At 45.4% G+C, this 24936-nt stretch carries 25 protein-coding genes; 15 read left to right on the forward strand and 10 right to left on the reverse strand.

The features are described from left to right. Positions 1-73: 73 nt before the first annotated feature. Positions 74-1054, reverse strand: a complete 981-nt coding sequence (locus HQ29_RS03175; protein ID WP_235318022.1) for an ATP-dependent 6-phosphofructokinase — start codon at positions 1052-1054, stop codon at positions 74-76. Continuing rightward, a complete protein-coding gene (gene hemH, locus HQ29_RS10495; protein ID WP_161781554.1) occupies positions 960-2051 on the reverse strand; it encodes a ferrochelatase in 1092 nt (363 codons plus the stop codon). Before hemH ends, HQ29_RS03175 begins: the two co-directional genes overlap by 95 nt. Before the next feature lie 75 nt (positions 2052-2126). Here hemH and HQ29_RS03185 point away from each other — a divergent pair, with 75 nt between their 5' ends. The 3 genes from HQ29_RS03185 (at position 2127) to HQ29_RS03195 (ending at position 7591) form a co-directional block, all read left to right on the forward strand. Continuing rightward, a complete protein-coding gene (locus tag HQ29_RS03185) occupies positions 2127-3446 on the forward strand; it encodes a 3-phosphoshikimate 1-carboxyvinyltransferase (RefSeq protein WP_036867510.1) in 1320 nt (439 codons plus the stop codon). Between the two features lie 182 nt (positions 3447-3628). After that, complete coding sequence (locus HQ29_RS03190; RefSeq protein ID WP_036867512.1) at positions 3629-6229, forward strand: TonB-dependent receptor; 2601 nt, start codon at positions 3629-3631, stop codon at positions 6227-6229. A 33-nt stretch (positions 6230-6262) separates the two neighbouring features. Continuing rightward, on the forward strand, positions 6263-7591 hold the full coding sequence (locus tag HQ29_RS03195; protein WP_036867514.1) for a hypothetical protein: 1329 nt from the start codon (positions 6263-6265) through the stop codon (positions 7589-7591). Here HQ29_RS03195 and HQ29_RS10580 read toward each other — a convergent pair. Beyond that, the gene (locus HQ29_RS10580) at positions 7588-7713 is read right to left on the reverse strand and encodes a hypothetical protein (protein ID WP_262501420.1); all 126 of its coding nucleotides are present in this window, start codon (positions 7711-7713) and stop codon (positions 7588-7590) included. The two genes, HQ29_RS03195 and HQ29_RS10580, sit on opposite strands and share 4 nt — an antisense overlap. 89 nt (positions 7714-7802) lie before the next feature. Between HQ29_RS10580 and HQ29_RS03200 the strand changes: the two genes are divergently transcribed. Further along, positions 7803-8453, forward strand: coding sequence for a LysE family translocator (locus HQ29_RS03200; protein WP_036791027.1), 651 nt, complete (start codon positions 7803-7805; stop codon positions 8451-8453). 137 nt (positions 8454-8590) lie between these two features. Beyond that, the gene (locus HQ29_RS03205) at positions 8591-9097 is read left to right on the forward strand and encodes a hypothetical protein (RefSeq protein ID WP_036791030.1); all 507 of its coding nucleotides are present in this window, start codon (positions 8591-8593) and stop codon (positions 9095-9097) included. Between the two features lie 73 nt (positions 9098-9170). Here the strand turns inward: HQ29_RS03205 and HQ29_RS03210 are convergent, their stop codons facing one another. The 5 genes from HQ29_RS03210 to HQ29_RS03230 form a co-directional block, all read right to left on the reverse strand. Continuing rightward, complete coding sequence (locus HQ29_RS03210) at positions 9171-9515, reverse strand: TM2 domain-containing protein (RefSeq protein ID WP_036791033.1); 345 nt, start codon at positions 9513-9515, stop codon at positions 9171-9173. Positions 9516-9644: 129 nt separating this feature from the next. Beyond that, complete coding sequence (locus HQ29_RS03215) at positions 9645-9857, reverse strand: hypothetical protein (protein ID WP_036791036.1); 213 nt, start codon at positions 9855-9857, stop codon at positions 9645-9647. A gap of 91 nt (positions 9858-9948) precedes the next feature. After that, a complete protein-coding gene (gene tpiA, locus HQ29_RS03220; protein ID WP_036791039.1) occupies positions 9949-10704 on the reverse strand; it encodes a triose-phosphate isomerase in 756 nt (251 codons plus the stop codon). A gap of 7 nt (positions 10705-10711) precedes the next feature. Continuing rightward, positions 10712-12040, reverse strand: coding sequence for a BT_3928 family protein (locus HQ29_RS03225; RefSeq protein ID WP_036867515.1), 1329 nt, complete (start codon positions 12038-12040; stop codon positions 10712-10714). Then, complete coding sequence (locus HQ29_RS03230) at positions 12037-12600, reverse strand: DUF1599 domain-containing protein (RefSeq protein ID WP_036791045.1); 564 nt, start codon at positions 12598-12600, stop codon at positions 12037-12039. Before HQ29_RS03230 ends, HQ29_RS03225 begins: the two co-directional genes overlap by 4 nt. A gap of 73 nt (positions 12601-12673) precedes the next feature. Here HQ29_RS03230 and recG point away from each other — a divergent pair, with 73 nt between their 5' ends. The 4 genes from recG (at position 12674) to HQ29_RS03250 (ending at position 16383) form a co-directional block, all read left to right on the forward strand. Beyond that, complete coding sequence (gene recG, locus HQ29_RS03235) at positions 12674-14779, forward strand: ATP-dependent DNA helicase RecG (protein ID WP_036867862.1); 2106 nt, start codon at positions 12674-12676, stop codon at positions 14777-14779. A gap of 336 nt (positions 14780-15115) precedes the next feature. Further along, positions 15116-15493 (forward strand): hypothetical protein, encoded by a 378-nt coding sequence (locus HQ29_RS03240; protein ID WP_152566478.1) that lies wholly within the window; start codon positions 15116-15118, stop codon positions 15491-15493. Between the two features lie 63 nt (positions 15494-15556). Then, positions 15557-15946: a hypothetical protein gene (locus HQ29_RS03245; RefSeq protein WP_036848278.1), complete on the forward strand. Its 390-nt coding sequence runs from the start codon at positions 15557-15559 to the stop codon at positions 15944-15946. 26 nt (positions 15947-15972) lie between these two features. After that, on the forward strand, positions 15973-16383 hold the full coding sequence (locus HQ29_RS03250) for an HIT family protein (protein ID WP_036791056.1): 411 nt from the start codon (positions 15973-15975) through the stop codon (positions 16381-16383). Between the two features lie 126 nt (positions 16384-16509). Here HQ29_RS03250 and HQ29_RS03255 read toward each other — a convergent pair whose 3' ends face one another. Together HQ29_RS03255 and HQ29_RS03260 are read right to left on the reverse strand one after the other, a co-directional pair. After that, positions 16510-17169, reverse strand: coding sequence for a ribonuclease H1 domain-containing protein (locus HQ29_RS03255; protein WP_036867520.1), 660 nt, complete (start codon positions 17167-17169; stop codon positions 16510-16512). Between the two features lie 6 nt (positions 17170-17175). Next, entirely contained in the window at positions 17176-17835 is a 660-nt protein-coding gene (locus HQ29_RS03260; RefSeq protein WP_052089755.1) for a thiamine diphosphokinase, read from the reverse strand. A 157-nt stretch (positions 17836-17992) separates the two neighbouring features. Between HQ29_RS03260 and HQ29_RS03265 the strand changes: the two genes are divergently transcribed. The 6 genes from HQ29_RS03265 (at position 17993) to dusB (ending at position 24562) form a co-directional block, all read left to right on the forward strand. Further along, positions 17993-19447 carry an aminoacyl-histidine dipeptidase gene (locus HQ29_RS03265; protein WP_036791063.1) on the forward strand — a complete coding sequence of 485 codons (1455 nt, stop codon included), beginning with the start codon at positions 17993-17995 and terminating at the stop codon, positions 19445-19447. Positions 19448-19546: 99 nt separating this feature from the next. Continuing rightward, a complete protein-coding gene (gene recO, locus HQ29_RS03270) occupies positions 19547-20269 on the forward strand; it encodes a DNA repair protein RecO (RefSeq protein WP_036867524.1) in 723 nt (240 codons plus the stop codon). Between the two features lie 138 nt (positions 20270-20407). Continuing rightward, positions 20408-21388, forward strand: a complete 981-nt coding sequence (thiL, locus tag HQ29_RS03275) for a thiamine-phosphate kinase (protein ID WP_036867527.1) — start codon at positions 20408-20410, stop codon at positions 21386-21388. A gap of 20 nt (positions 21389-21408) precedes the next feature. Then, positions 21409-21843 (forward strand): dUTP diphosphatase, encoded by a 435-nt coding sequence (dut, locus tag HQ29_RS03280; protein ID WP_036848509.1) that lies wholly within the window; start codon positions 21409-21411, stop codon positions 21841-21843. A gap of 17 nt (positions 21844-21860) precedes the next feature. Next, on the forward strand, positions 21861-23531 hold the full coding sequence (locus HQ29_RS03285; RefSeq protein ID WP_036867529.1) for a SulP family inorganic anion transporter: 1671 nt from the start codon (positions 21861-21863) through the stop codon (positions 23529-23531). A gap of 20 nt (positions 23532-23551) precedes the next feature. After that, entirely contained in the window at positions 23552-24562 is a 1011-nt protein-coding gene (dusB, locus tag HQ29_RS03290) for a tRNA dihydrouridine synthase DusB (RefSeq protein WP_036867531.1), read from the forward strand. Positions 24563-24936: the final 374 nt, after the last annotated feature.

Here is a 24936-nt window from a genome sequence, read left to right on the forward strand (position 1 = left end):
GAGCGAGAAAAAAGAGAGCTTTTTTTTGGGATGGAATATATAAAAATGAACTCCCGATCGGAGGGCAAAAAGGTCAATCTTCCGTCCCGAAAGAGATCCCCAGTTTTTTCCCCTGTATGACCAAAGGATTGTCTTCACGTACCATCTTCAGTTTGCCCGCAACCTCTTCGAGAGGCAGGTGGGTCATCTGTCCGTTTACAACAGCCACCATCACTCCGAAAATCCTGTTGGAGATCAGCTCTGTGGCGTATCCGCCCAGAAGCGTGGCGAGGTTACGGTCTGCAGCGGTAGGCGATCCTCCTCGCTGTATGTGTCCCAAGACGGTCTCCCGACAGACCAAGTCCGAATGCTCTTCTATATATTTTGAGAGGTAGAATGCCGGACGCTCTTTCTCTCCGCCGAGGCTCTTCACGCCTTCTGCCACCACAACGATGGAGTGGAGCTTGCCTTTGTTCATCCGTCTGTTTATGGCTTCTATCACTTTGTCGGGGTTATAACCCAGCTCCGGGATCAGTATCACGTGGGCGCCTCCTGCCATTCCGGAGTGCAGGGCAATCCATCCGGCTTTGTGCCCCATCACCTCTACCACCATCACCCGTCTGTGGCTCTCTGCCGTGGTATGCAGCCTGTCTATGCACTCTGTTGCGGTTGCCACGGCGGTATCGAAGCCGAAAGTAACCTCCGTGCCCCATATATCGTTGTCTATCGTTTTGGGTATCCCCACGACATTGATCCCCAGCGCCCGCATCTTTGCAGCCGTTTTCATGGTGCCGTTTCCGCCTATGGCCACAAGGCAGTCGAGACCCAGGTCGTCGTAGTGTTGCTTCAGTTTGCGCGGAAGATCCTCATCGGAAAAGAGCCTTTTTCTGAACGGCTTCTCTCTGGATGTGCCCAAGATGGTGCCTCCTTTGTACAAGAGGCCGCTCAGAGCCACTTCATCCATTATGGTGTAGTCGTTTTCAAGAAGCCCCGAAAAGCCTTTCCGGATTCCGACGACCTCCATATTGTAGTGGAGTATCGCTGTACGCCCTACTCCTCTTATGGTTGCATTGATACCCGGACAGTCTCCTCCGGAGGTGAGTATTCCTATTTTCATGATGGGTTGTGATGTATGGACAAATTATTTCATGCAGATAGTCTGTGCGCCTGTTAAGGCAGGGGATGAAGCAAAACTCTTCTCCTCCGGAGTTCAAAAAGAGCTCTCTGCCCTCCACTTCGATCTCTTCGAGCGTTTCCAGGCAGTCTTGCACGAAAGACGGACAGATTACGGCAACCTTCTTTATGCCTTCCGCAGGAAGCTGCTTCAGCCTTTCTGCCGTGTAAGGAGAGAGCCAGCGTGTGTGTCCGAGCCTGCTTTGGAAGCTCACTTCTACCTGAGAAGCCGGGAGCGAAGTGTGTTCGAGCAGAAGTCTGTGCTGCTCTTTGCACTGGTACTCATAGTCTTTCTCCTTTATGCCTCTGTACATATCGACATGGGCAAGCGGTATGCCGTGGTATGAGATGAGCAGATGGGCATCTTTCGGAAGGTGCGCATGGATCTGATCACTCATGGCAGAAAGATATGCCGGATGGTTGTAGTAGGGCGGTATTACCGAACACTCCACGCCGAGATCCTTTGCATTCTGTTTGAAACACTCTACCGCTGTCTCGTAGCTGCTCATCGCATAGTGAGGGAAAAGCGGTAGAGCCACGATGTGATTCACTCCTCTGTCAAGCAGAGTCTTTATGCCGGAGCGGATGGACGGATTGCCATACCGCATTCCGACCTCTGCCGGAATAGCCAAAGAGGCTTCCAAGGAGTGAGCCAAAGCCTTGGCGTTCACCAAAAGAGGCGATCCCTCTTCTCTCCAGATGGCACGATACTTGCGAGCGGAGCGGTATCCTCGAAATGGGACAATCAGACAGCGAACGATGATCTCTCGCCAGGGAGAAGCAAGAGTGATGATGCGAGGATCGGTAAGAAATTCGTACAGAAACCTTGATACATCTTTTGTGGAATGGCTGTCCGGTGTCCCGGTGTTGAGTATAAGCAGTCCGAATTGTTTCTGCATAAATATTGGGAATATCTTATAAAACATCACAAAGATACGTATTTATCTCGTATCTTTGAGTACAAAAGTAATAGCATGCAACCTATAATCCTCTCACCTCCATTCTCTTCCGCTTCGGGACAGAGCATACAGCTTCCGCTTTCCAAAAGCATCTACAATCGTCTTCTGATCATAGAGGCATTGGGAAGTAGGCAAGACGCTCTCTTGCCTCTTTCTGTCAAGGCTTTGCAGGAGAGAGGGAGCTACTATCCGAACGATATTCTGGTGCTGAGCAGGGCAGTTGTTGCGCTCGTTTCATCTCCATCGACCGAAGAGACGATCCATGTGGATGTGGAAGACTGTGGCTCTGCTCTCCGTTTTGTTGTCGCTTATGCTGCTCTTGCAACGAAGCGTTGCGTGGTAATATCCGGCACGGAGAGGTTGATGCAGAGACCTATGGACGAACTGCTGGTGGCACTGAACCGGCTGGGTGGAGAGGTCGCCTGGGAAAAGGGCGAGGACAAGAGAGACCGGATCGTAGTACGACCCTCATCGCTCAAGAGCGGAAAGATAGATCTGACGCAGAGCAGAAGCTCTCAGTTTATCTCCGCACTACTGCTCATCTCTCCTTATCTGCCCGATGGGCTCGAAGTGGAGTGGAATGCTTCGAGTGTGAGTAAGACTTATGTTTACATGACTTTGTCCCTTATGCGACGCTACGGGATAGAGTGCAGCTATACGGACAGAGAGATAAAGGTGCTGCCCGGCAGGTATCTTCCCGTGAGTATAAGGGATATAGAGGCGGACTGGTCCTCGGCACTCTATTGGTTTGCTTTCATTGCGCTCTCCCCTTTAGGTGCGCACCTCAAACTGCAAGACCTTACACTGCCATCTCTGCAAGGGGATGCTTCGGCAGCTGCTCTGTTTCGCCTGATCGGCGTCAAAGCCGAAAGGGATGAGGTGTCAGGCTCTACAACCATTGTCCGAGTGCCTTGTGTGGAGGATTTTCATACCGCTTTTGACGGACTCAATATGCACATCATGCCGGATGCCGCACCTACCATGGCTGTTATTCTGGCTCTGAGAGGCATCCCTTACAGAATGGTCGGGCTGGAGACCCTGCCTCTCAAGGAGAGCAACCGGCTTGTTGCAGTGAAAGAGGGGCTTTGTCTCTTTGGATTGGATGTCGAACTGACAGCCTCTTCCATACTTTTCCGAGGAGGAGAACCTACTCTTCCTCAAGAGACTCTAAACCTTAACAGCCACAACGATCATCGCATAGCGATGTCGTTTACAGTGGCTTCCGCAATGGGTTATGAGATTGCCGTGGACGATCCTTCGGTGGTAAACAAAAGCTATCCTCTCTTTTGGCGAGAGCTGCAACAGGTATTGAACCCGGAAGAGAAATCCGAATAAAAGCTATACAAACGAGACCATTACATCTGTTAATTCCCTTGTTTTAAGTCTATTTCTTAACCGGTTCTTAATCTTTTCCTCGTAAAGTTTTTGTAAATTTGTGGTGAGAATGTGTTTGAAATCAGGCTAAACTGTACATAAAAGAAGAAATAAGTATCACTTTATAAACAACATTGAATCCTATGAAATTGAGAATCTCATTTCTATTTGCTCTTATTCTTTTCACTTTGAGCACTATGGCAGCCACTGCGCAGGTGAACGTGAAGGGGAAAGTATTGGAGAAAGGGACAGATAATCCTCTTGGAGGAGTAAGAGTATCTGTCGGTTCGACAGGAAGTATTTCCAATCGCCAAGGCGAGTTTACGCTAAGCGTGCCTGAAAACAGTACGCTTCTGTTCAGATATATGGGTTACCTGGACAAAAAAGTAAAGATTGGCAGAGGTCCTTCAGTGGATCTTGGTGCCGTCTATATGGAAGAAGACGTTAGAGGTATCGAGGATGTTGTGGTTATCGCATCCATCATTCCTAAAGATCGTATCACTCCCGTTCCGGTTTCTAACGTTAGTATTGATATGATTGAGACGAAAGCTCCTAACATCGAGTTCCCTGAACTTCTTAAGCAGACTCCTTCTGTTTATGTAACCAAAGGCGGTGGCGGTTTCGGAGACTCTCGTATCAATATGCGCGGTTTCGATAGTAACAACCTCGGTATCCTTATCAATGGTGTGCCCATCAACGATATGGAGAGCGGAAAAGTGTACTGGTCCAACTGGGCAGGTCTGTCCGATGTGTCAAGCTTCATTCAGATTCAACGCGGACTTGGTGCTTCCAAGCTCGGTCTCTCCTCTGTCGGAGGTACCATGAACATGGTTACCAAGAGCACGGATGCCAAGAAGGGCGGATCTTTCTATACCGGTATCGGTAACGACGGATACAACAAGATGGCGTTCAATGTATCCACAGGTCTTATGGATAACGGCTGGGCTGTATCGCTTGCCGGTGCTCGCACTTCGGGCGACGGATATGTAAGAGGTACTGCTTTCCAAGGATGGTCTTACTTCGTTAATATCTCGAAGATCATCAACGAAGATCACCGTCTTTCGTTTACTGCATTCGGAGCTCCTCAGTGGCACAACCAAAGAGGAACGATGTACACGATAGAAGATATAAGAGAAAGCGGCTTCGGCGCACGTCATAACATCGGTTACGGCTACATCAACGGACAAGAAGTGGGCGGAGCTTATGGTCGCAACTTCTACCACAAGCCTCAAATGTCGCTCAACCACTATTGGGAGATCAGTCCTAAGAGCAAGCTCTCTACTTCTCTCTATGCTTCTCTTGCTCGTGGAGGCGGACGCCGTGTTCGTGGAGCAGAGGGTACAAACTGGTTGGGTATAAATAATACGACAGGAAAGCCCAGCAATCCGCTTACGATAAAGCAAACACCTGAAGGCCTATTGGACTTCGATGCCGTGATGAGAGAAAACAGAGCTTCGGACAATGGTTCCAAAGCGATCTTCTCCAATGCAATGAACTCTCACAACTGGTACGGTATCCTATCTTCTTTTAACCATAAACTTTCGGATGCTCTATCTCTTACAGCCGGATATGATGCCAGATTCTATCAAGGTTTGCACTACGAACAGATAGAAAATCTTCTTGGTGGAGACTACTATGTAGAGCCTCAAACAAGTGCGAAGAAGCTGATGTATCACAAGCCTAATCAACCTTTGAAGGTGGGCGATAGAATAGAGTACGATAACATTGGTGAGGTTCTTTGGAACGGTATATTTGCTCAAGCAGAAGCAAAGAGCGAGAAACTCAATGGTTTTGTCTCTGCTTCTCTTTCCAACCAGGCCTACAGATATGTGAACCTTGGCGGTACAAACGAAAAAGCTCCTTTGGCTGAAGGTCAGAGCAGATATGTTTCCGAATGGGCAAGCTATCTTCCATGGAGCGTGAAGAGTGGTTTGAGCTATAAGCTGAACAACCAAAACAACTTCTTCGTGAATGCCGGTTACTTTACCCGTGCACCTTATTTCCGCAGTGTATTCTTCAACTACAATACAGAAATCAACACCGGAGCGAAGTATGAAAGAGTACTTACCGGCGAGGTCGGTTACGGCTTCATCAGCGAAGTATTGAAGGTGGATGTCAATGCTTACTACACCAAGTGGATGGATAAAGGTATTACTCGCAGAATCGGAAACAATGAGCTTGCCAACATTACAGGTCTTAATGCAAGACACATGGGGGTAGAGCTTGAAGCTACCTACAAACCGACAAAGAGATTTGAACTTAAAGGTATGGTTTCTGTGGGAGACTGGATCTGGACAGATGACGTAAATGCAGCCATCTTTAATGAAAGCCAACAAAAGATAGCTGAGATACAAGCCTTCATCGCAGGTGTACACGTAGGAAACTCTGCACAGGTTACGGCTTCTCTAAGCTCTTCTTATGAAGTGTTCAAGAACTTCCGTATATATGGTAACTTGAACTATGCCGGAAAGAACTTTGCAGACTTTGATCCGACAAACAGAACAAAGGAGAGCGACAAGGTAGATGCTTGGCAGCTTCCAAACTACTACACATTGGATCTCGGAGCAAACTACAAATTCAACATCGGCTCTCTAAATGCTACTCTCTACATGAATGTGGATAACGCTACAAACGTAGAGTATATAGCAGATGCACGCGACGGAAAGAAGCACGACATGAAGACATCGCTTGTTTACTTCGGTTTCGGTCGTACTTGGGCAACAGGTTTGCGCATCAACTTCTAAAAACAGGTCTTACATAAATACGTCATTACAACAATGAAAAGAGTACAATATATATTAGCATTCGTGGCTCTTCTGGGGCTTGTTGCGTGTAATCCTACAAAGGGAATATACGAAGAGTTGGACAAGGAAGAGAAGCATGTGACTAAGACAAAGAGCATTGTCCTTTCGGATGCAGAGTTTAAGAGCATCATAGATGGACATATCTCTTCTATGGTTGCAAAATTCCAAGGAACTCCCGAAGAGAAGAAAGCCTACAAGGCTCAACTCGAAAAAAATCTTAGAGACGAGAGAACTTACTCTGCTTTCAGTGATAAGTTTACAGCTGCAGAGCATCTTACTCCTTTTGCCGCAAAGGCAAATCCGGAATGGGGTAAGGACTCCAGGCTCACCATTGAACATAAAGAACTTCTTCCCGCTTCTTCAAATCTTAAAGCAATAGGTTTTGCTGCTTTTGTGGAACTTAAGAAGGCAGACTTTGAAGGATTGGGTATAACCTCTATCGTAAAGCTTAAGGCAGACGAGCTGAACAAGGTGATAGAGCTTGCTAAAAGCAAAGCACAGAACAACCCTCGCTCTTTGGTGATCAGAGGATCTCTCAACTCCGATAATGTTACATGGTTCGTGATCAATGGCAAGCTTGCAGATGCAAAGAAGTATCATGCAATCACGATGGAAGAGTACAAGAGCATGGGAGCAAACTATGGTAACTTCTCTTCTTCCATGCCGGCTGAAAACTATATCCCTGCTCTATTGGCCGTGAAGTATCCTTATGCTCAAGCAGGCGACAGTAAGGTGGTGGTATGGTTGTTCTACAAGGACAAGAAGACTTCTGTTCACTACGAAGACTATACCTTCAATGGAACAAAGTGGACTGTAACAGAAAGAGCAACTCCGGTTACATCCCAGTTCATTCAAAATGGTAAGGGATGGGTATATGATCCAACCATTAAGTTTGCATTTGAAAAAGCAGACTTCCAATATCTTTTTGAATGGGTGAAAGCAAATAAGCCATCTTATATCAGCAAAAAGTATCCGACGAATGAAGAGTTCTGGTTCGGAGGAAGCAGCTATTATAACAACTTCAACCTCGATGGCGGAGAGACACAAGGAGATAGACCGGAAGAGAAAGGTCTCGATCCGGCAGCTCTTCTAAAGGCGAAGTATGAGCGTATCAAGGATGGTCTTAAACTCGTATTGGCTCATAAATATCCGGAAATGCCGGCTCTGACAAATGGTATAGAGCAACGTTACATTATTAAGGTAAACATCCGTGTGAATAGAGCTAATGCAGACTTTACTTATCAGTTCAAAGGTCTCGGTAACGGAAACTTTGAATACGAAGCAGGTCCGACAGAGATTTAAGAAGAACAGACAGACTTCTCTTCTAAGCATAGAGAGAAGGTGAAAATAGCAAACATAGCCATCGGGAGATAAGATTTCCCGGTGGCTATGTCGTTTCTGTTGGAGAGGGTCGCTTTGTCCAAACTTTTCTTTTTAGCTATCTTTGCAGATGTAAAAACGTTTTTAAGAGAACAGAGACAGAAACAAGTGAGGCTCTGCTCTCTTGTTTGTTATGCTTGCAACATTTGTAAAAGGCTTAATTATAGGTGTTATCGTCTCTGCTCCCATGGGTCCCGTTGGAGTGGAGTGTATTCGTCGTACGCTTACCAAAGGTCGCCAAAGCGGTCTGCTTACAGGTCTTGGTGCCACAGCAAGCGATATCTTTTATGCTGTTGTAACGCTTATAGGGGTAAGTAGCTTTATTTTCTTTATTAAGCAGTACTCTCAAGAGCTTCGATTCTTCGGCTCTATCTTCATCGTGGCATTTGCTTTCTACGTGATGAATTCGGGCTCTTCCATAGAAGAAGAGGGAACATCTGAAGAAGAGGATGTCCCGACGGAGCATCCTTACTGGAGAGATTTTACTTCCGGCTTCTTTCTTACTTTACCGAATATCCTTATAGTGTTGCTCTACGTGGGTCTGTTTGCTCAGTTTTCTTTTCTTACAGATGTAGATACAGAAAATCTTTGGCCCTTGTTGATCGGAGTGGCAGGGATTGCCGTAGGAGCTGTTTTATGGTGGACGCTCATAACCGGAACAATCACTAAAGCCAAGCAGTGGTTTAACATCAAAAGCATACGAGGGATCAACAGAAGTATTGGGTTGATTCTGCTTTGCTGTGGGTTGATAGGCGCTCTTGTCGGCTTGGCTGATTTGATGTAGGTCTCTTCTTTTCTCCTCCAAAACAGGGGGAGTTGTCTGACAAGTCAAGCTTTTTAGTTACTTTTGTGCAGAATGCAAGGGCTCACAGGCTCTTTTTCATTCAGTAGAGAAATAACGTATAACACAAAATCAGTATCATGAAAAGATTATTCTTAACCATTGCAGCTTGTTTTTTGTTGCTACCTTTTGCTCTTGAGTCTAATGCACAAGAGACTTCATTCAAGAAAGGAACAGGTATTTGGAACTTGGGGGTGGGATTAAATAATGCCTATTCTACACTTCCTCCTCTTTCCGCATCATTTGCATATAGTATATCGGACTATGTCTGGGACAGTAGAAGTGCCCTTGGTATGGGAGGTATAGTTGCTATTGCCGGAAACTCCTACACAACAAGTATTCTTGCTGCTCCTCGTATCTCTCTTCATTACAGCTTCATCCCGAAGTTGGATACCTATGTTGCAGGATATGCCGGAGTAAGATTCCAAAGTATAAAAACAGAAGCCAATGAAACAAAACACAGAAATGCCTTTGACTACGGCTTCAATGTCGGTACGAGGTACTTCTTTACACCGATGTTTGGTGCATTCTTGGAGCTTGGATATGGTGTAAGCTATGGTAACATTGGAGTTTCTCTAAGATTATAATAGAAGATTCCCACAAAGAAAAAACCTCGGTTCGCAACAGCAAACCGAGGTTTTTCTTTTTCTCTCCAAAAGACTAAGCATACATAAGAGCTTCTCTAATTTTTGCCATATTATATTCCTTGGTGTTTTGAGAGACAAGGAACCAGTCGATAATAGTCCAGATGCCGCAACCTCCACCTGTTAAGAGCTTGAGGACTCCAAGACCAACTTGTCCCAACATAAAACGGTCGATACCTAAAGTACCTCCCAAAATGGAGATTACAAGCATAATCATCGGGTCTCTGAGCTCAATTCCTTGCAGGCGAGATAGGACAGAGTCGTCTCTTGATGATAGGTGTTCACGAAGTTCATTCAAAGCATAAGGCTCAATGTACTTAGAGATGCTTAAAATGTAGTAGTCTAATCTTTGCTGATCCATTCTTGTATGTATTTATGTTTAAAGTCTTCCGGATGCCCTTCTTGCACCTTGTGTCAAATGTAGCAATATTTTTTTAATGTTTGGGCAAACTTTTTGATGCTCTTTGGGAAGAAATCGGGGCAACTCCATTTATTTGTTTTTAGACATACCGTACTCGACCCAAAAGAAGATAAAGCTGAGCAGATAAAGAGCGAATGTCCAGATGATAATAGAAATATAGGATTCTTTAAGCTGTTCTATAAATCTTCCGGAAAAGATGAATGTGAATAGAATCGCTCCCAAGACAGTTAAGGGATACTGTATAGCGCGATAGAGTGCGTAGCGAGTTCTGCTTTTTTTCATAATGGATTAAAAGTTGGATTGTGTGATATTATATAAAATAGGAGTTCTGCCTGAGAAAACCTCTCTTATCAGAACTCCTATTTGTAGTGTGTTAGAATGCCAATATAATAGGAAGGAACTTTTCGGCAGAGAGAGAAGCTCCTCCGATAAGACCTCCGTCAACATCCGGCTTGGCAAACAGCTCCGGAGCATTGCCTCCATTGCAGCTACCGCCATAAAGAATGGTGAGATCGTTGGCTACACTTTCTCCATACTTCTTAGCAACAATGCTGCGAATATGGGCATGTATCTCTTGTGCCTGATCACTTGTAGCCGTCTTACCTGTACCGATAGCCCAAACCGGTTCGTAAGCAAGAACGATCTTACCGAACTCTTTTTCACAAAGGTGGAAAAGGCTTTCTACAATTTGCTTTTCTACGACTTCAAAATGGCGGTTGGCTTCTCTTTCTTCCAATACTTCGCCAATGCAGAAGATTGGAGTAAGACCTTGTGCAAGTGCCAAATCGACCTTTGTCTTCAGGATCTCTTCTGTTTCATGGTAATAGCTGCGACGCTCGGAGTGTCCAATGATAACATGGCTTGCTCCGGTACTTGCAATCATTTCTACAGAAACTTCTCCAGTGTAAGCTCCGGAGGTATGGTCGGCACAATTTTCTGCTGCGACCTTTATTGCAGATCCTTTTACCACCTCAACCACAGAAGCCAAATGTGTAAAGGGAACGCCAAGAATTACCTCACACTTGAGGTCTTTTCCTTCTATTGCCTTTTTTACATCTTCTGCCAACTTAACACCTTCTTGCAGGCTGGTATTCATTTTCCAGTTTCCTGCCACAATGTTTTTTCTCATATCTAAATTATTGTTTTTGTTGTAATATGGCTTTCTTCTCTTTATCTCTTTTCTTTATATCCACAAAGAGAAGAATGAGAAATATCACAAAGGTAATGATGCTTCTCCACCACGTTAATAAGAACTCTTTCCATGCGTAACTCTTTGGGAGAGGATCGAATGGATGTTCTGAAAACTCCTTATCTTCTATAAGATCATAGAGGTCTGAAAAGCTTACCTTGCGACGAATGATGCTGCCATCCAAAACAACCAATCCGGGATTGGATCGTATTACTGTCTTGGCTGTGGTCTCATCAAGGTAGGCAAGAGAGTATTCCGGATTTAGGTTGTCAATGATATTTTTTATCTCATCAGACTCTATATCGTTACTCATAAGGAGCATCAGGCTTCCTCCCTGATCTCTAGCTATACGGTTAAGAGAGTTTAGCAGAGAGGTCTCTTTCAACTGCATCTTTCTGATATCGGGTGTTATCAGAAGTATCACCTTATTATCCGGAGAGAGAACATCGGGAGTGATTTCTACTCCATCTCTATTGATGACCATAAAATCTGTTGCCGGGGCAATGTCTCCCGCAGATATTAGTTTCGATGCATCTCGAACATAGGTCCACGTAGAATCGAGATGTTCTATTTCATCAATGTTAAAAGTCATCTCAACCTCTCCTTTTTTGTACACAAACTTGTAGTCGTATTCCGCTTGCTTGAGGGTAGAATCTACTTCGTATCCTTTCAGTTTTGCGAGCGACTTGCCTACCTTGTAGGGTCTGAAGTCCAATGCCGGAAGTTTGCGATAGTTAGTGTCAGCAAAGGAGAGAAAGAATAGAATAAATAAGAAAAGATTGATGACATCTGAATTTTTTACTCTTAGCACACGAGGGCGATCTCTTCCGAGAAAGATAAGGACAGAAAGGAAGAGAAGGATAAGATTCTTTGCCAGAGTTGCCGAGTTGGGTACATGAATGACGTCTCCAAAGCATCCACAATCGGTTATCGGATTGGCTATGCTGATATAAGCGGCAAAGAGGGAAAAGAGAGTCATCAGCATGAGCGTTATCCATGCTGTAAAAAAAAGAAATGTCCCGGTGAGCAGGCATGCTCCAATGGTAAATTCTGTCGTGGAAAGAGCTATGCTGCCGATAAGAGAAAGCGTTTCATCTACCGGAATCCCAAAGGCACTACCATACTCTTCTATTTTATATGCTGTCCCCAGTGGGTCTATCCCTTTCATCAATCCTGAAAGAAGGAACAAGACTCCGACCACAAGGCGAGCGATTCGTATAGCAAAAGTAGGTATAGGATTACGATACCTGTCCAAGGTATCTATGGGTTGGCTCATTTCTGTTCTTCTCCCTCTAAGATGATACGGATGAGCGCAAAGATCGAATAGTTGATAATGTCATAATAGTTGGCATCTATGCCTTCCGATATTTTGGCTACCCCCGGATGATCTTCTAACTGCTTGGTTCTGAAAATTTTTGTGAGCATCAAATCTGTCAATGAGCTTAAGCGCATATTGCGCCATGCTTCACCATAGTCATGATTCTTTTTCTGCATCAAGGACTTTGCTTTGCCCAGATAATCATCGTACCATTCGAGAGCCTGATCTGATGAGACTTCTTCAGGAGTGGCACGTACGCCATGCTCTAAAAGAATGAGGCCAATGGCTCCATAGTTTACGAGAGCAATCAACTCTCCGGTAGAGCTTTCGTTGACAAGATTAGTCCCCGTTTCTTCTATTGTTCTTATCCTATTGAGCTTGATGAACATTTGGTCCGTAATAGCAGTGGGACGCATGATGCTCCAAGAAGCTCCGTAGTCAGATAGTTTAAGTTCAAAAATCCTACGACACTGACGCACTATTTCATCGTACTGGTCAGAGGTATTAGCTGCAGTCATAAGAGGTAAACAAACGTATTATGTTACAGGCACAAAGATAATAAAATATCCACTTTCACTATCTTTGTACAAGATGGAAAACCTACTTCAAACCTCTATTATGTATCTTCCCGGAATGGGGGATGTTCGTGCTTCTACTCTCCGTAGTGAGCTCGGAATTGCTACGTTTGGAGATCTTTTGGAGTACTATCCTTACCGTCATATAGACAGGACACACATTTACTCTACCGGAGAGATTCGTGAAGAGATGCCTTATGTCCAACTCAAAGGAAGCATCATTGACCCACACATAGAAGGAGAGGGAAGAAAGAAGAGGCTTGTTGCAAGATTTTTAGACTCATCGGGAGAGGTTGAACTCATTTGGTTCAACAGCATAAAGTTTATCCAGAAACAGATAAAGCCGAATGTTGAGTATATTATATTTGGTAAGCCATCCCGTTTTGGCTTAGGTTGGAGTATCGTCCACCCGGAACTGGACGATGCTACTTCTCAACGTTTCAAGGCAGGAACTCTTTTTCCGGTTTACTCTGTTACGGAGAAGATGAAGAAAGTCGGGATAAGCATTAAGGTTCTTAGGGATGCGATCTCAAGGCTTATAGATATTGTGCGTACCAATCATTTACCTGATACTTTGCCGGATTATATCACGAAAGGTTATAATATGCTTTCTCGTTGGGAAGCATTGGAAGCCGTACATTTTCCCACTGATGAAGACAGACTTCGGCGCGCAATAATGCGACTCAAAGCAGAAGAGATCTTTTGGATACGGCTTAGAATGCGTTACATTGCAGAGAAACGTCATACCGAAGAGGCAGGTCTTCCGATACATGGAGTGGGACACTTTTTTAATCAATTTTTCAATGAAAAGCTTCCTTTTCCTTTGACCAAAGCACAAGAAAGGGTTGTTCGGGAGATATATGACGACATGAGGAGCGGAAGTCAGATGAACCGGCTTTTGCAAGGAGATGTCGGGAGCGGAAAGACTATGGTGGCTCTTCTTTCCATGCTCATTGTAGCAGATAATGGTTACCAATCTTGCCTGATGGCGCCGACAGAGATTTTGGCAATCCAACACACCGCAACGATACGTTCTCTCTTGGGAGATCTTTCTATCAATGTGGCTTTGCTTACCGGCTCTACTCGAAAGAAAGAGCGAGAAAAGATCCATCAAGGTCTTCGAGATGGGAGTGTACATATTATCATAGGAACCCACGCACTCATAGAGGAGAACGTGCAGATAAACCGGCTCGGTTTGGCTGTCATTGATGAGCAACACCGTTTTGGCGTGGAGCATCGTTCCAAGTTGTGGGACAAGAATCGTATTATTCCTCCGCATGTTCTCATCATGAGTGCCACGCCCATACCTCGAACTCTGGCAATGACTCTTTATGGAGATCTTGACGTTTCGGTCATTGATGAGCTTCCTCCCGGACGGACTCCCATAGAAACAATCCATCGCTATCCTGCTCACAAATCGGAAGTGTATCGCTTCATGGAGCAAGAGATTGCCAATGGAAGGCAGGCATACGTGGTTTTTCCACTTATTGAGGAGAGCGAGAAGACAGATATGAAGAATCTTCAGACCGGTTATGAAGAGCTCAAGAGTCGCTTCCCGAATATCCCCATTGGTTTCGTGCACGGCAAGATGAAGTCCAAAGATAAAGAGGAAGCGATGAAAAGATTTGTTTCTGCCCAAGACAAAATATTGGTCTCCACAACGGTAATAGAAGTGGGAGTGAATGTCCCGAATGCCACAATCATGTTGATAGAAGATGCCAATCGCTTCGGACTTTCCCAGCTTCATCAGCTACGAGGACGAGTGGGCAGAGGAGCTGCAAAGAGCTACTGTATATTGATGACGGACTACAAGCTTTCCGATAATGGAAAAAGGCGTATGGAAATCATGACGGAGAGTACCGATGGATTCTTTATCGCAGAGCAGGATCTCAAGCTTCGGGGGCAAGGAGATTTGGAAGGGACGCAGCAGAGTGGTGTGGGTGGAGTGCTCAAAATGGCAAATCTGGCAAAGGATGGACGGATTGTACAGTTCGTCTCCAATCTGATAGATGAAATCTTGAGTAAAGATCCGACGCTGACGGCTGATCCTCTCAATGCACCGTTGCATAAAACACTCTCCGAATACATGGAGAAAAACAGAGACTGGGGGCAGATCAGTTAGTCTCATTTCTATTTCTCTTCTCTTGAGAGGTTGATTGCCGTTTCTTGCATTGTCAATTATCGTTAGAAGAGTTTCGGAAAAAAGTACCTAATCTTTTTGGAAAAAGTACCTAATCTTTTTTGGAGAAGCACTAAAGGTTTTGGGTAAAAGCACTAAAGGTATTTGTCGTTTTGTCCGGAGATAATTTTTTCTTTTGTTTATACTCTGAAATAAAGGAAGGGGGAGGAAGCCGGGCTTGAAGCCTTTGTGAATTTTGATTTTTAGAAGAAATGCTTTACCTTTGAGAGGAAGACACACAGTGTGAACACGTTATAAACCTTTAAAGAATAAATGATCATGAAAAAATTACTAACATCTTTTGTGTTTCTCCTGTTGGCTACACTTGCTGCCGGCTGCGTCAATTTTGGAGACATCGACTCACAGCGGCCTTTAACGCAGGGAGAATTGGTAGGTCGGCAGATACAGATGATTGTAAAGACCAAGAACATCCGCTATTTCCATTTTGCCGATTTACCTGATCACGAACAGAGAGCACACAGATTTACGGTCAATAGAAATATGCTGGTCTATAAACCTTACAACGGGGAGAATGAGCAGATTTATGTCAGCCTTGAAGGCGTGAAGGGACTCCGTATCGAGCTGGCACACTCTTCCTATCCGGATGATGCAAGAAGTGTCTGGAGCATAGGTCTCCTATATGACGATCATAAGTGATAGAGTGCCTTCTTGCAGTGTTTGAACATTTTGTAATCCATCTAATAAAAACAGAAAGTAGTCATGAAAAAGATATTTTCCATTATCGCAACTTTTGTTGCCATTGTTGCTTTTACAACCGGTTGTGCCAACTTTGGAAATACTCAAGATCCTCCTCTCACACCCGGAGAACTTATCGCAGATCAAATCTTTGAAATTTCCAGAAGACATCAGATAGACTTCTTTCACTTCTCGGACAAAGGACCTATGGGAATGGAAGCAAGGCGATTCGGACTCAGAGGCAATATGATCTCTTACAAACCCGATATAGAATCCGATGTTATCGAATACAGAAGCCTTGAAGATGTTATTCAGATTCGCATAGAAAGAGCTCGCTCTCCTTATGTGGATACTCCAAAAAGTGTCAAAAGTATAGGGCTTGTGTTTCGAGACAGAGTAAAATCACAAGAATAAATTCAGTTAAACATGTACATATATATATGTCATCTATTTTTACCAAAATAATCAACGGAGAAATTCCTTGCCACAAAGTAGCCGAGACAGAGCATTATTTTGCTTTCTTGGACATAGCTCCTTTTGTAGAAGCCCATACGTTGGTGATTCCAAAAAGAGAAGTGGATTATATTTTTGACCTGACGGATGAAGAGCTGTCCGGACTTATATGCTTTGCTAAAAGAGTAGCAAAAGCAATAGAAGAAGTAACAGGATGTCCTCGGATGGCATTGGCTGTTATGGGACTCGAAGTGCCACATGCGCATATTCATCTTGGTCCTATACGTTCAGAAGGAGATTTTCGCCCTGAGAATAGGGCTAAGACTCCTCCAACATCGGACGAATTAGCTGAGACAGCTCGAAAGATTCGATCCGTGTACGAGCGAGACAATAGATGATGTATTGTTCTACTTTTTACGAAGAAGGCCTTCATTATTGAAGATCCGCAAAGGATTATAAAAGGCATTGGGATTAGGGGATAATCTCAATGCCTTCTTTTTTCTCTGAAAGGGATAGTTGCAGCACTATTTCCTGCCATAATCTGCCGGGATCTCACCCCAGCGATCCGTCTCCCATTTCAATATTTTATACTTGGACAGGTCGTGGGTTCGTAACCACTCTTCGGCTCTTCGGATATGGCTCCAGAGTAGCTCTGTTTTACTGTTTTTTGCAAGCTTGGACCCGCACTCTTTTTTGCGAATCCACACCATTGCAGTTCTGCTGTCAGAGTATATTGTGAAGTTATGTCCCTGCTGCTCCATCCATGCCAAAGCATGCACAATGGCAAGAAACTCTCCTATATTATTTGTACCACAAGGATAGACTTTACTTGAAAAAACAGACTCTCCGGTAGATGTCCATACTCCTCTGTACTCCATTTTGCCGGGACTTCCGGAGCATGCCGCATCTACGGCAATACTTTGCCACTCCACCTCCTGCTCTTTTGTCCTTTCTTGTGAGATGCTGTTTGTTTTTCTTTCTGTTGAGGATTGTTTCGTAGAAAGGTATGCACTTGCCCCTGCTTCCAATATCGCCTCTGCTTCCTGCTCGCTTATATCCTCAAAAGATTTGTATTTTGCACCATCTACCCCGATTACCTCTTTTTTGCAGTCGTTCCACGAATGATAAATCCCCGGAGTCTTCCCACTCCAGACGATATAGGTTTTCTTGCTTTTTTGTTTCATCCCGAATCACCCTTTTACCTCATTGGCAACATAGACTATGACAGGACGAGAAGAGCGGATAACAAACTCTTCACCAACGGATTCATTGAGAGATGCTTGCCAGAGAGCAGAAAATCCTTGTTCTTCTATCTCATATAGAAGACCTTTTGTGGAGAAAGGCTTTTCGGTGATGGGAAATAGTGAAATCTGCTGCTTAGGTCTTACTCTGAAAGTGATATTTCCTACAATGGGAAAGAAAGAGCCATAATCACTTACCATACAGATAGTCATTCCCATACGTCTGTACTCCTCTAAAAGAAAGATATTGGCGATAGTGTGATCCTCTCTCAATCCGGTCGCTCCAACTATCATCACCTCACTCCATCCTCTTTCTTTACAGCAGATTACTGCTTTGGTAAGGTCATTGGTCTCTTGATCGGCTATTTGAACAAATAGTTCTCCATACTTCCTCATTATTTCGGCAGGAATAGAGTCTCCATCTCCAATGATCAGTTTAGGATGAAGAGCCGTGTCTGTAAGGAGATGCTTTGATGCGCCATCGCAGATGACCAGGTTGGGAGAGTCATAGAGAAACTTTCTCACTGCCGGAGATGTGGGATATTCTCCTTGTGCCAGAATTATCGCAGAAGGAGATAAAGCAGATAAAGAGGTATCTATAAGGTTCATGCTTCAAAATATTAGGTCTCAAAGGTAGCCATTTCCTATAAAAATTTAGGAATGTCAAAATATATTTTCTATCTTTGAAACGTTCGGATAACAGGGTTTTTACACTCTTTTTTATCCGCAACTAACGCTCATACTTAAAACCATTAACCTCATATTTATGGCACAAGAGATTAAAAATCTGAAACCACAGTCTGTTTGGTCTTATTTCTACGACCTTACACAAATTCCTCGTCCTACCGGTCAGGTAAAGGAAGTCTGCGACTATCTTCTTCGGATAGGTAAGGAGATTGGGGTGGAAGTACAACAAGATGCAGTAGGCAATGTCATCATGCGTAAGCCGGCATCTCCCGGATATGAATCGAGAAAAGTGGTAACGCTGCAATCTCACGTAGATATGGTTCCACAGAAAAATAGTGGTACTCCTCACGATTTCAGCAAAGATCCTATTGATGCTTATGTCGATGGCGAATGGGTAAAGGCAAAAGGAACTACTCTTGGTGCGGATAACGGTATCGGGGTCGCTTATGCTTTAGCCGTTATGGCAGATAAGAGTCTCGTGCATGGCCCGTTGGAAGCTCTCTTTACAATTGATGAAGAGGTCGGAATGGTTGGTGCTTTCGGGCTACAACCCGGATTCAGCAAAGGAGATATTCTTTTGAATCTCGACTCTGAGGAAGAAGGCAATCTTTATATTGGATGTGCCGGAGGCATAGATGTCGGAGCTACTCTCAGCTACGAAGACAATCAGCCTGTTCCGGAAGGCGATATCGCTGTGGAGATTATTCTGAATGGTCTTAAAGGCGGACACTCCGGAGTAGATATCCATTTGGGTAGAGCAAACGCCAACAAGCTGATGTTCCGCTTTCTCAAGAAGATAGTGGAAGATCTTGGTGTATGTGTCTCTTTTGTAGAAGGAGGCTCCCTCAGAAATGCCATTCCTCGTGAGTGTCGTGCTATCGTAACTCTTCCGGAGGAAGATGCAGATATGCTATGGGAAGCTGTGTCGGACTATCGAGACCTTTATAATAGGGAGTATCACGGAATAGAGAACGAAGTAAGGTTGGAAGCACACAAGTGCGAACTTCCCAAACAGATAGTACCAAGAGAGATACAGGACAATGTTATCCATGCCGTAGAGGCAGTGCAGAATGGAGTTGTAACCATGTTACACGACTTCCCCGATACAGTGGAAAGTTCATCCAATCTTGCCTATCTCAGACTTGGTAATGGAGAATTGGATGTGAAGTTCCTCACCAGAAGCTCTTCGGATAGCCGTAAGATGATGGTGGCATCCTCTATCGAAAGTGCTTTTGCTCTTATCGGTGCAAAAGTGGAGATGAGCGCAAGCTATTCCGGATGGCAGCCCAATGCGGAGTCTTACGTGATGGATGTCATGAGAGATACCTACACCAAGATGTTTGGAGAAGCTCCGGGAGTAAAGGTGATGCACGCAGGTTTGGAGTGCGGTATCCTTCAGGGAGTCATGCCGGATATGGACATGATCTCCTTTGGTCCTGAAATCCGTCATCCTCACTCACCGGATGAGAAAGTAAATATCCCAAGTGTGGAAAGAGTCTATAACTATCTTGTAGAAGCTCTCAAAGCACTTTAACTCTGAACAGGTCAGACCAAAAATAGATAGAGGCGAACCGAAAAAGACATTCTCATTTCGGTTCGCCTCTATTGTTCGGAATCTCTTTTCGGAATCAACATGAAGATACACACTCGTGCCATATCGCTTACCACTGTAAAATACTCGGACACAAAATCCATTGCACACCTCTTCACGGAAAATCTCGGATCGGTATCATTCCAGATTCCCCGTGTGGCAGGCAAGAAAGGTAGTGGCTTTCGTCCTCTGTATGTTCCGCTTTCAGTGGTAGAGTTGGTATATGACCACAAACCATTAAGACAGATTCACCTTGTGGGAGAGTTGCAACCCCTTCTCATTCCTTCGGCACCATCACGCTCGTTGGTGGCTAACGGAGTCGCTATTTTTCTGACAGAGTTTCTCCATCGTCTTTTAGCTCCCATGCAGGGAGAAGAGCAGGGAGCACTGTTCCGTACAATACTGTCTGCGATAGACGCACTGGATAAAGAACCCGATGTCGTACTTGCTTCGCTTCATCTTCATCTTATGGTCAAGCTGTTGGATGATTTCGGTATCGCTCCCGACCACACGCGTTACCGCCCCGGTTATATCCTGCACAGAGAAGAGGGCTGCTATGCACCATCTTTCTCTGCATCCGAACCGGAGCGCAACACTTCTCGGTTACTGCATGAGCTACAACAGCATCCTCTTCCTTCTGCCTTTGCGATGACCCGGGAAGATAGAGGCAGACTGCTCGATCTTTTGCTCTCTTACTATGATATTCATCTCCATAGCATAGGGGATCTTAAGTCCCTGCCTGTCCTCAAAGAGACCTTCTCTTAATCTTTTCTTGAGCAGCTTCTCTCCTAAGCTCTTCCGATAAGAAAATTGCTCAATACTATCTAATTGGCTAATTTTGCAGAGAAAAGTCGGAGCTTTCTTTCGGCTTCCGCCAAAGAATAAAAATTCAATCTCTACACCATGCAAATATCAGAAATAGGAGCTAATGCTCTTATAGACAGACTTACAGCATCATTTGAAGGCCTTGACAACCGGGACGATGCTGCACTCTTCGACCTTAAAGGTATGGGCGTTACCGCCACGCATCTTATGTTGGAGGGGGTTCATTTCGATCTTCGCTATATGCCCGTCCATCACTTGGGCTATAAAGCGGTGGCGACCACCCTTTCCAATCTTGCTGCGATGAATGCCACTCCGGCTTATATATCCGTTGCCATCGGTGTTACGGCACAGTGGGAGGTGGAAGATTTGGAGACACTCTATAAAGGTATCCGGATTGCAACAGAGCGTTTTGGTGTAAAGCTCCTCGGTGGAGACACTGCGCCATCCGTTGCAGGCTTTACCATTGCCGTTACAGCCATTGGAAGTGCAGACCCCGACACTGTTGTTTGCAGAAAAGGAGCAGCACCCAACGATCTCATTTGCGTATCCGGCAATCTTGGTGCAGCCTATATGGGACTCAAAGCATTGGAACGAGAGCAGGAGGCTTACGATGGCAGTAGCGACTACAAACACGATCTTGGAGATCGCACCTACCTGTTGGAGCGTCAGCTTACACCTCAACCTCGCTTCGATATTATGGATATGCTCTCTCTTGCAGGTGTGAAACCCACCTCCATGATAGATGTTACAAAGGGCATCGCAAGCGATCTGCTCGCTCTTTCCCAAGCGTCCGGCGTGGGAATGAAGCTCTACGAGGAGCGTCTTCCGATAGATTATGAGACCGCTTCAATGGCGGAAGAGATCGGCATCAATGTCTTTTCTGCTGCTCTTTATGGCGGTGAAGATTATGAGCTGCTCTTTACTGTTCCGTTGGGTTTTAAGGATGTGATAGAGCAGATGGAAGGCATTGCCATTGTAGGTTACGTTACGGAGCCAGGTGCTCCGGCACTTCTGATAACCCAGGATGGAAGGGAAGTGGAGCTGAAAGAACAGGAATAATAGACAACAACATGGATAAAGTGCGTGTGCGCATTGTGCGCAAGACCTTGAACGAACTCCCCGAATATGGGACATTGGACTCGGCAGGGATGGACGTGAGAGCAAACATAGAAGAGCCTCTTACGCTTCAACCTTTGGAAAGAAGGCTTATCCCCACCGGGCTGTTTATAGAACTTCCGCGCGGATACGAGGCTCAGATGAGACCCCGAAGCGGTTTGGCTCTCAAGCATGGCATTTCACTTGTCAATACACCGGGTACGATAGATGCGGATTATCGCGGAGAGATCGGCATCATTCTCATCAACCTCTCTCAAGGAGCATACACGCTTCAACCGGGAGAGCGAATCTGCCAGATGGTTGTAGCCCCTTACACGAGAGTGGAGTGGGACGAAGTGGAAAGCCTGACCGACTCGGAGAGAGGAGCAGGAGGGTTCGGACACACAGGTAAAGTATAACGAATAAAAGGAGAATCATGTCTAAAGAGAAGATTGCACGGATAGGACTTCCGGAACTTTACTACTCTCTTCAAGGATACACGAAAGAGAAATTTTTCAAAGACCTTATAGCAGGTATCATTGTTGCCATCGTGGCTCTGCCGTTGGCCATTGCTTTCGGGATAGCAAGCGGTGTAAGTCCGACCGAAGGTATTATCACAGCCATTCTCGGAGGTTTTATCGTTTCCGCTCTTGGTGGTTCCACCGTACAGATAGGCGGTCCTACGGGAGCTTTTATCGTCATTGTTTTTGGCATCATTCAGGAGTTTGGTATTGCCGGACTTGCTGTGGCTACGGTGATGGCGGGGGCAATGCTGATGTTGCTGGGCTTTCTGCGTTTGGGAACGGTGATCCGCTTCATCCCCTATCCCATTATTCTCGGCTTTACGGCAGGTATTGCGGTAACCATCTTCACCACTCAGGTGAAAGATATACTGGGATTGCAGATCGAGAGTGTACCGGGAGATTTTATCGGGAAGTGGCAGACCTACTTCGCTCATCTCGATAGTTGGAATCCGTGGTCGCTTCTGTTCACTGTCTTAGCGGTGCTGACCATTGTCTATGCTCCCAAGATACACAGACAGATACCGGGATCGCTTTTGGCTCTCATCGTGCTTACTCTCGGAGGATATGCGCTTACCTCTTTCGGAATGCCCAATGCTCCGGCTACCATAGGCGATCACTTTACATTCACATCGGGTCTTCCGGAGTTTCAGACTCTGGATCTCAGTGTGGCTACACTGAAAAAACTTCTCCCTTCAGCCTTTACCATCGCCATGCTCGGTGCTATAGAGAGTCTGCTCTCAGCCTCTGTGGCGGATGGGGTTACCGGTGCTCGGCACAACTCCAATGTAGAGTTGATAGCGCAAGGAGCCGCTAATGTCGTGGTGCCTTTCTTCGGTGGCATCCCCGTAACAGGCGCAATAGCACGCACGATGACCAATATCAACAACGGCGGACGAACACCTGTTGCCGGCATTGTACACGCTGTCATGCTGCTTGCCATCCTCCTTTTTCTCGGACCTCTTACTGCCTATATCCCATTGGCTACTCTTGCCGGAGTGCTCGTGATAGTATCGTATAACATGAGCGGATGGCGTTCATGTCTGGCTATTTTTAAGGGCCCGAAGAGTGATATAATCGTTCTTCTCGTAACCTTTTTCCTCACTGTTCTCATAGATTTGACGGTAGCCATTGAGATAGGGATGCTGCTTGCCGTACTTCTTTTCATGCGAAGATTGCAGAAAGCAACCGGTATCACTCGCCACGACAAACAGTTCGATGCTCTTTCCCATTCCGATACAGACCGCAAAGAGGTGCTGGATGTTCCGGACGGGGTGGATGTTTACGAGATAGCAGGACCATTCTTCTTCGGGATGGCAAACAGCTTCGACGAAACCATGCGTCAGGTGCATCACAAACCTACGGCTCGTATTGTGCGGATGCGGAGAGTGCCTTTTGTGGATAGTACAGCGCTTCACAACCTTAGCATGATGGCGGACTTTCATAAGAAACAGGGCATTCATCTTGTCCTCTCCGGCGTACAGCCCGAAGTGTACAAGGAGTTGGAGCAGTCCGGACTGCTGGACGAGCTGGGACGTGAGAACGTCTGCGACAATATACACAAAGCATTAGAGAGAGTGAGATAGGCTCTCTCCTGAAAAAGCGAATGAAGATAGGAAATATAGATTTAGGGGCATATCCTCTGCTTTTGGCACCGATGGAAGATGTTACGGACTCTTCTTTTCGCCACATGTGCAAGGCTTTCGGTGCGGCTATGGTCTATACCGAGTTTGTCTCGGCAGATGCACTGATACGGGATATCAAGAGTACCGTGATCAAGATGCAGGTACAGGATAGCGAACGCCCCGTGGCAATACAGATTTACGGACGGGATACGGAGACAATGGTGGAGGCAGCCAAAATATGCGAGGAAGCCGGACCGGATATTATAGATATCAATTTCGGCTGTCCCGTGAAAAAGATTGCCGGGAAAGGTTGTGGCTCCGGAATGCTCAAGAATCCGCCTCTCCTGCTGGAGATTACAGCGGCTGTCGTCAAGGCTGTATCCCTTCCGGTTACCGTGAAGACAAGGCTCGGCTGGGATATGGAAAATATCATCATAGAGGATTTGGCAGAACAAATTCAAGATGCCGGTGCTGCTGCCCTTACCATACACGGGCGTACAAGGAGTCAGATGTACACCGGTGAGGCGGACTGGGAACCCATTGCGCGAGTGAAGTCAAACCCTCGTATCTCTATCCCGATCATCGGTAATGGAGATGTTGTCTCCGGTAAAGATGCTCTCAGACGCTTTCGGGAGACCGGAGTAGATGCTGTGATGGTGGGCAGAGCGAGTATAGGCAGACCGTGGTGCTTTGAAGAGATGCGTGCTTTGCTCGATGGCAAAGAAGCTCCGGCGCACCACTTCTCATGGTATATAGACATCCTCAAGCGCCAGATAGAGGAGAGCATCCTGAAGACAGACGAACGCAGAGGCATTCTGCACGTTCGGAGGCATCTTGCAGCCACACCTCTTTTTAAGGGGATACCGGATTTTAAGCAGACCCGTATAGATATGTTGAGAGCCGCGACTAAGGATGAGCTGTTTGAGATACTGGATAACATTCCGCTAAGATTCGATCTCTCCACTGTTGTGGTAAATCCGGACTTGAAGTAAAAACTCGATAGTTTTTCCAAAAGAAGCTCCCATCGCTGCATTTGCCGGTGGGAGCTTTTGTTTTGAAAGGGATAAAAACTCTCTTTGTCCACGTTCATAAAATCTGTTTAACCTGTTCCGATTCTGAAATCAGGGCTTGATCTCTACACATCAAGGCTTGTTTGCCACAAACCAAATCTTGAAGTTTACCACTCACGCTTCTATTTCTAAAACTATAAAGCATCAGAGAAAGTATTGATAATATTCAGCCGGTTTTATAGACGGGTTAAACATTTTATCCAAAGCCGAATATTGCAGAAGGAGACGCTTATGACTCTATTTTTAAGTCTTTTACGCTTTAGGAATAGATATTATTCTGATGAAATATATTTCCT

The organism is Porphyromonas canoris (assembly GCF_000765975.1).
GTDB lineage: Bacteria > Bacteroidota > Bacteroidia > Bacteroidales > Porphyromonadaceae > Porphyromonas_A > Porphyromonas_A canoris.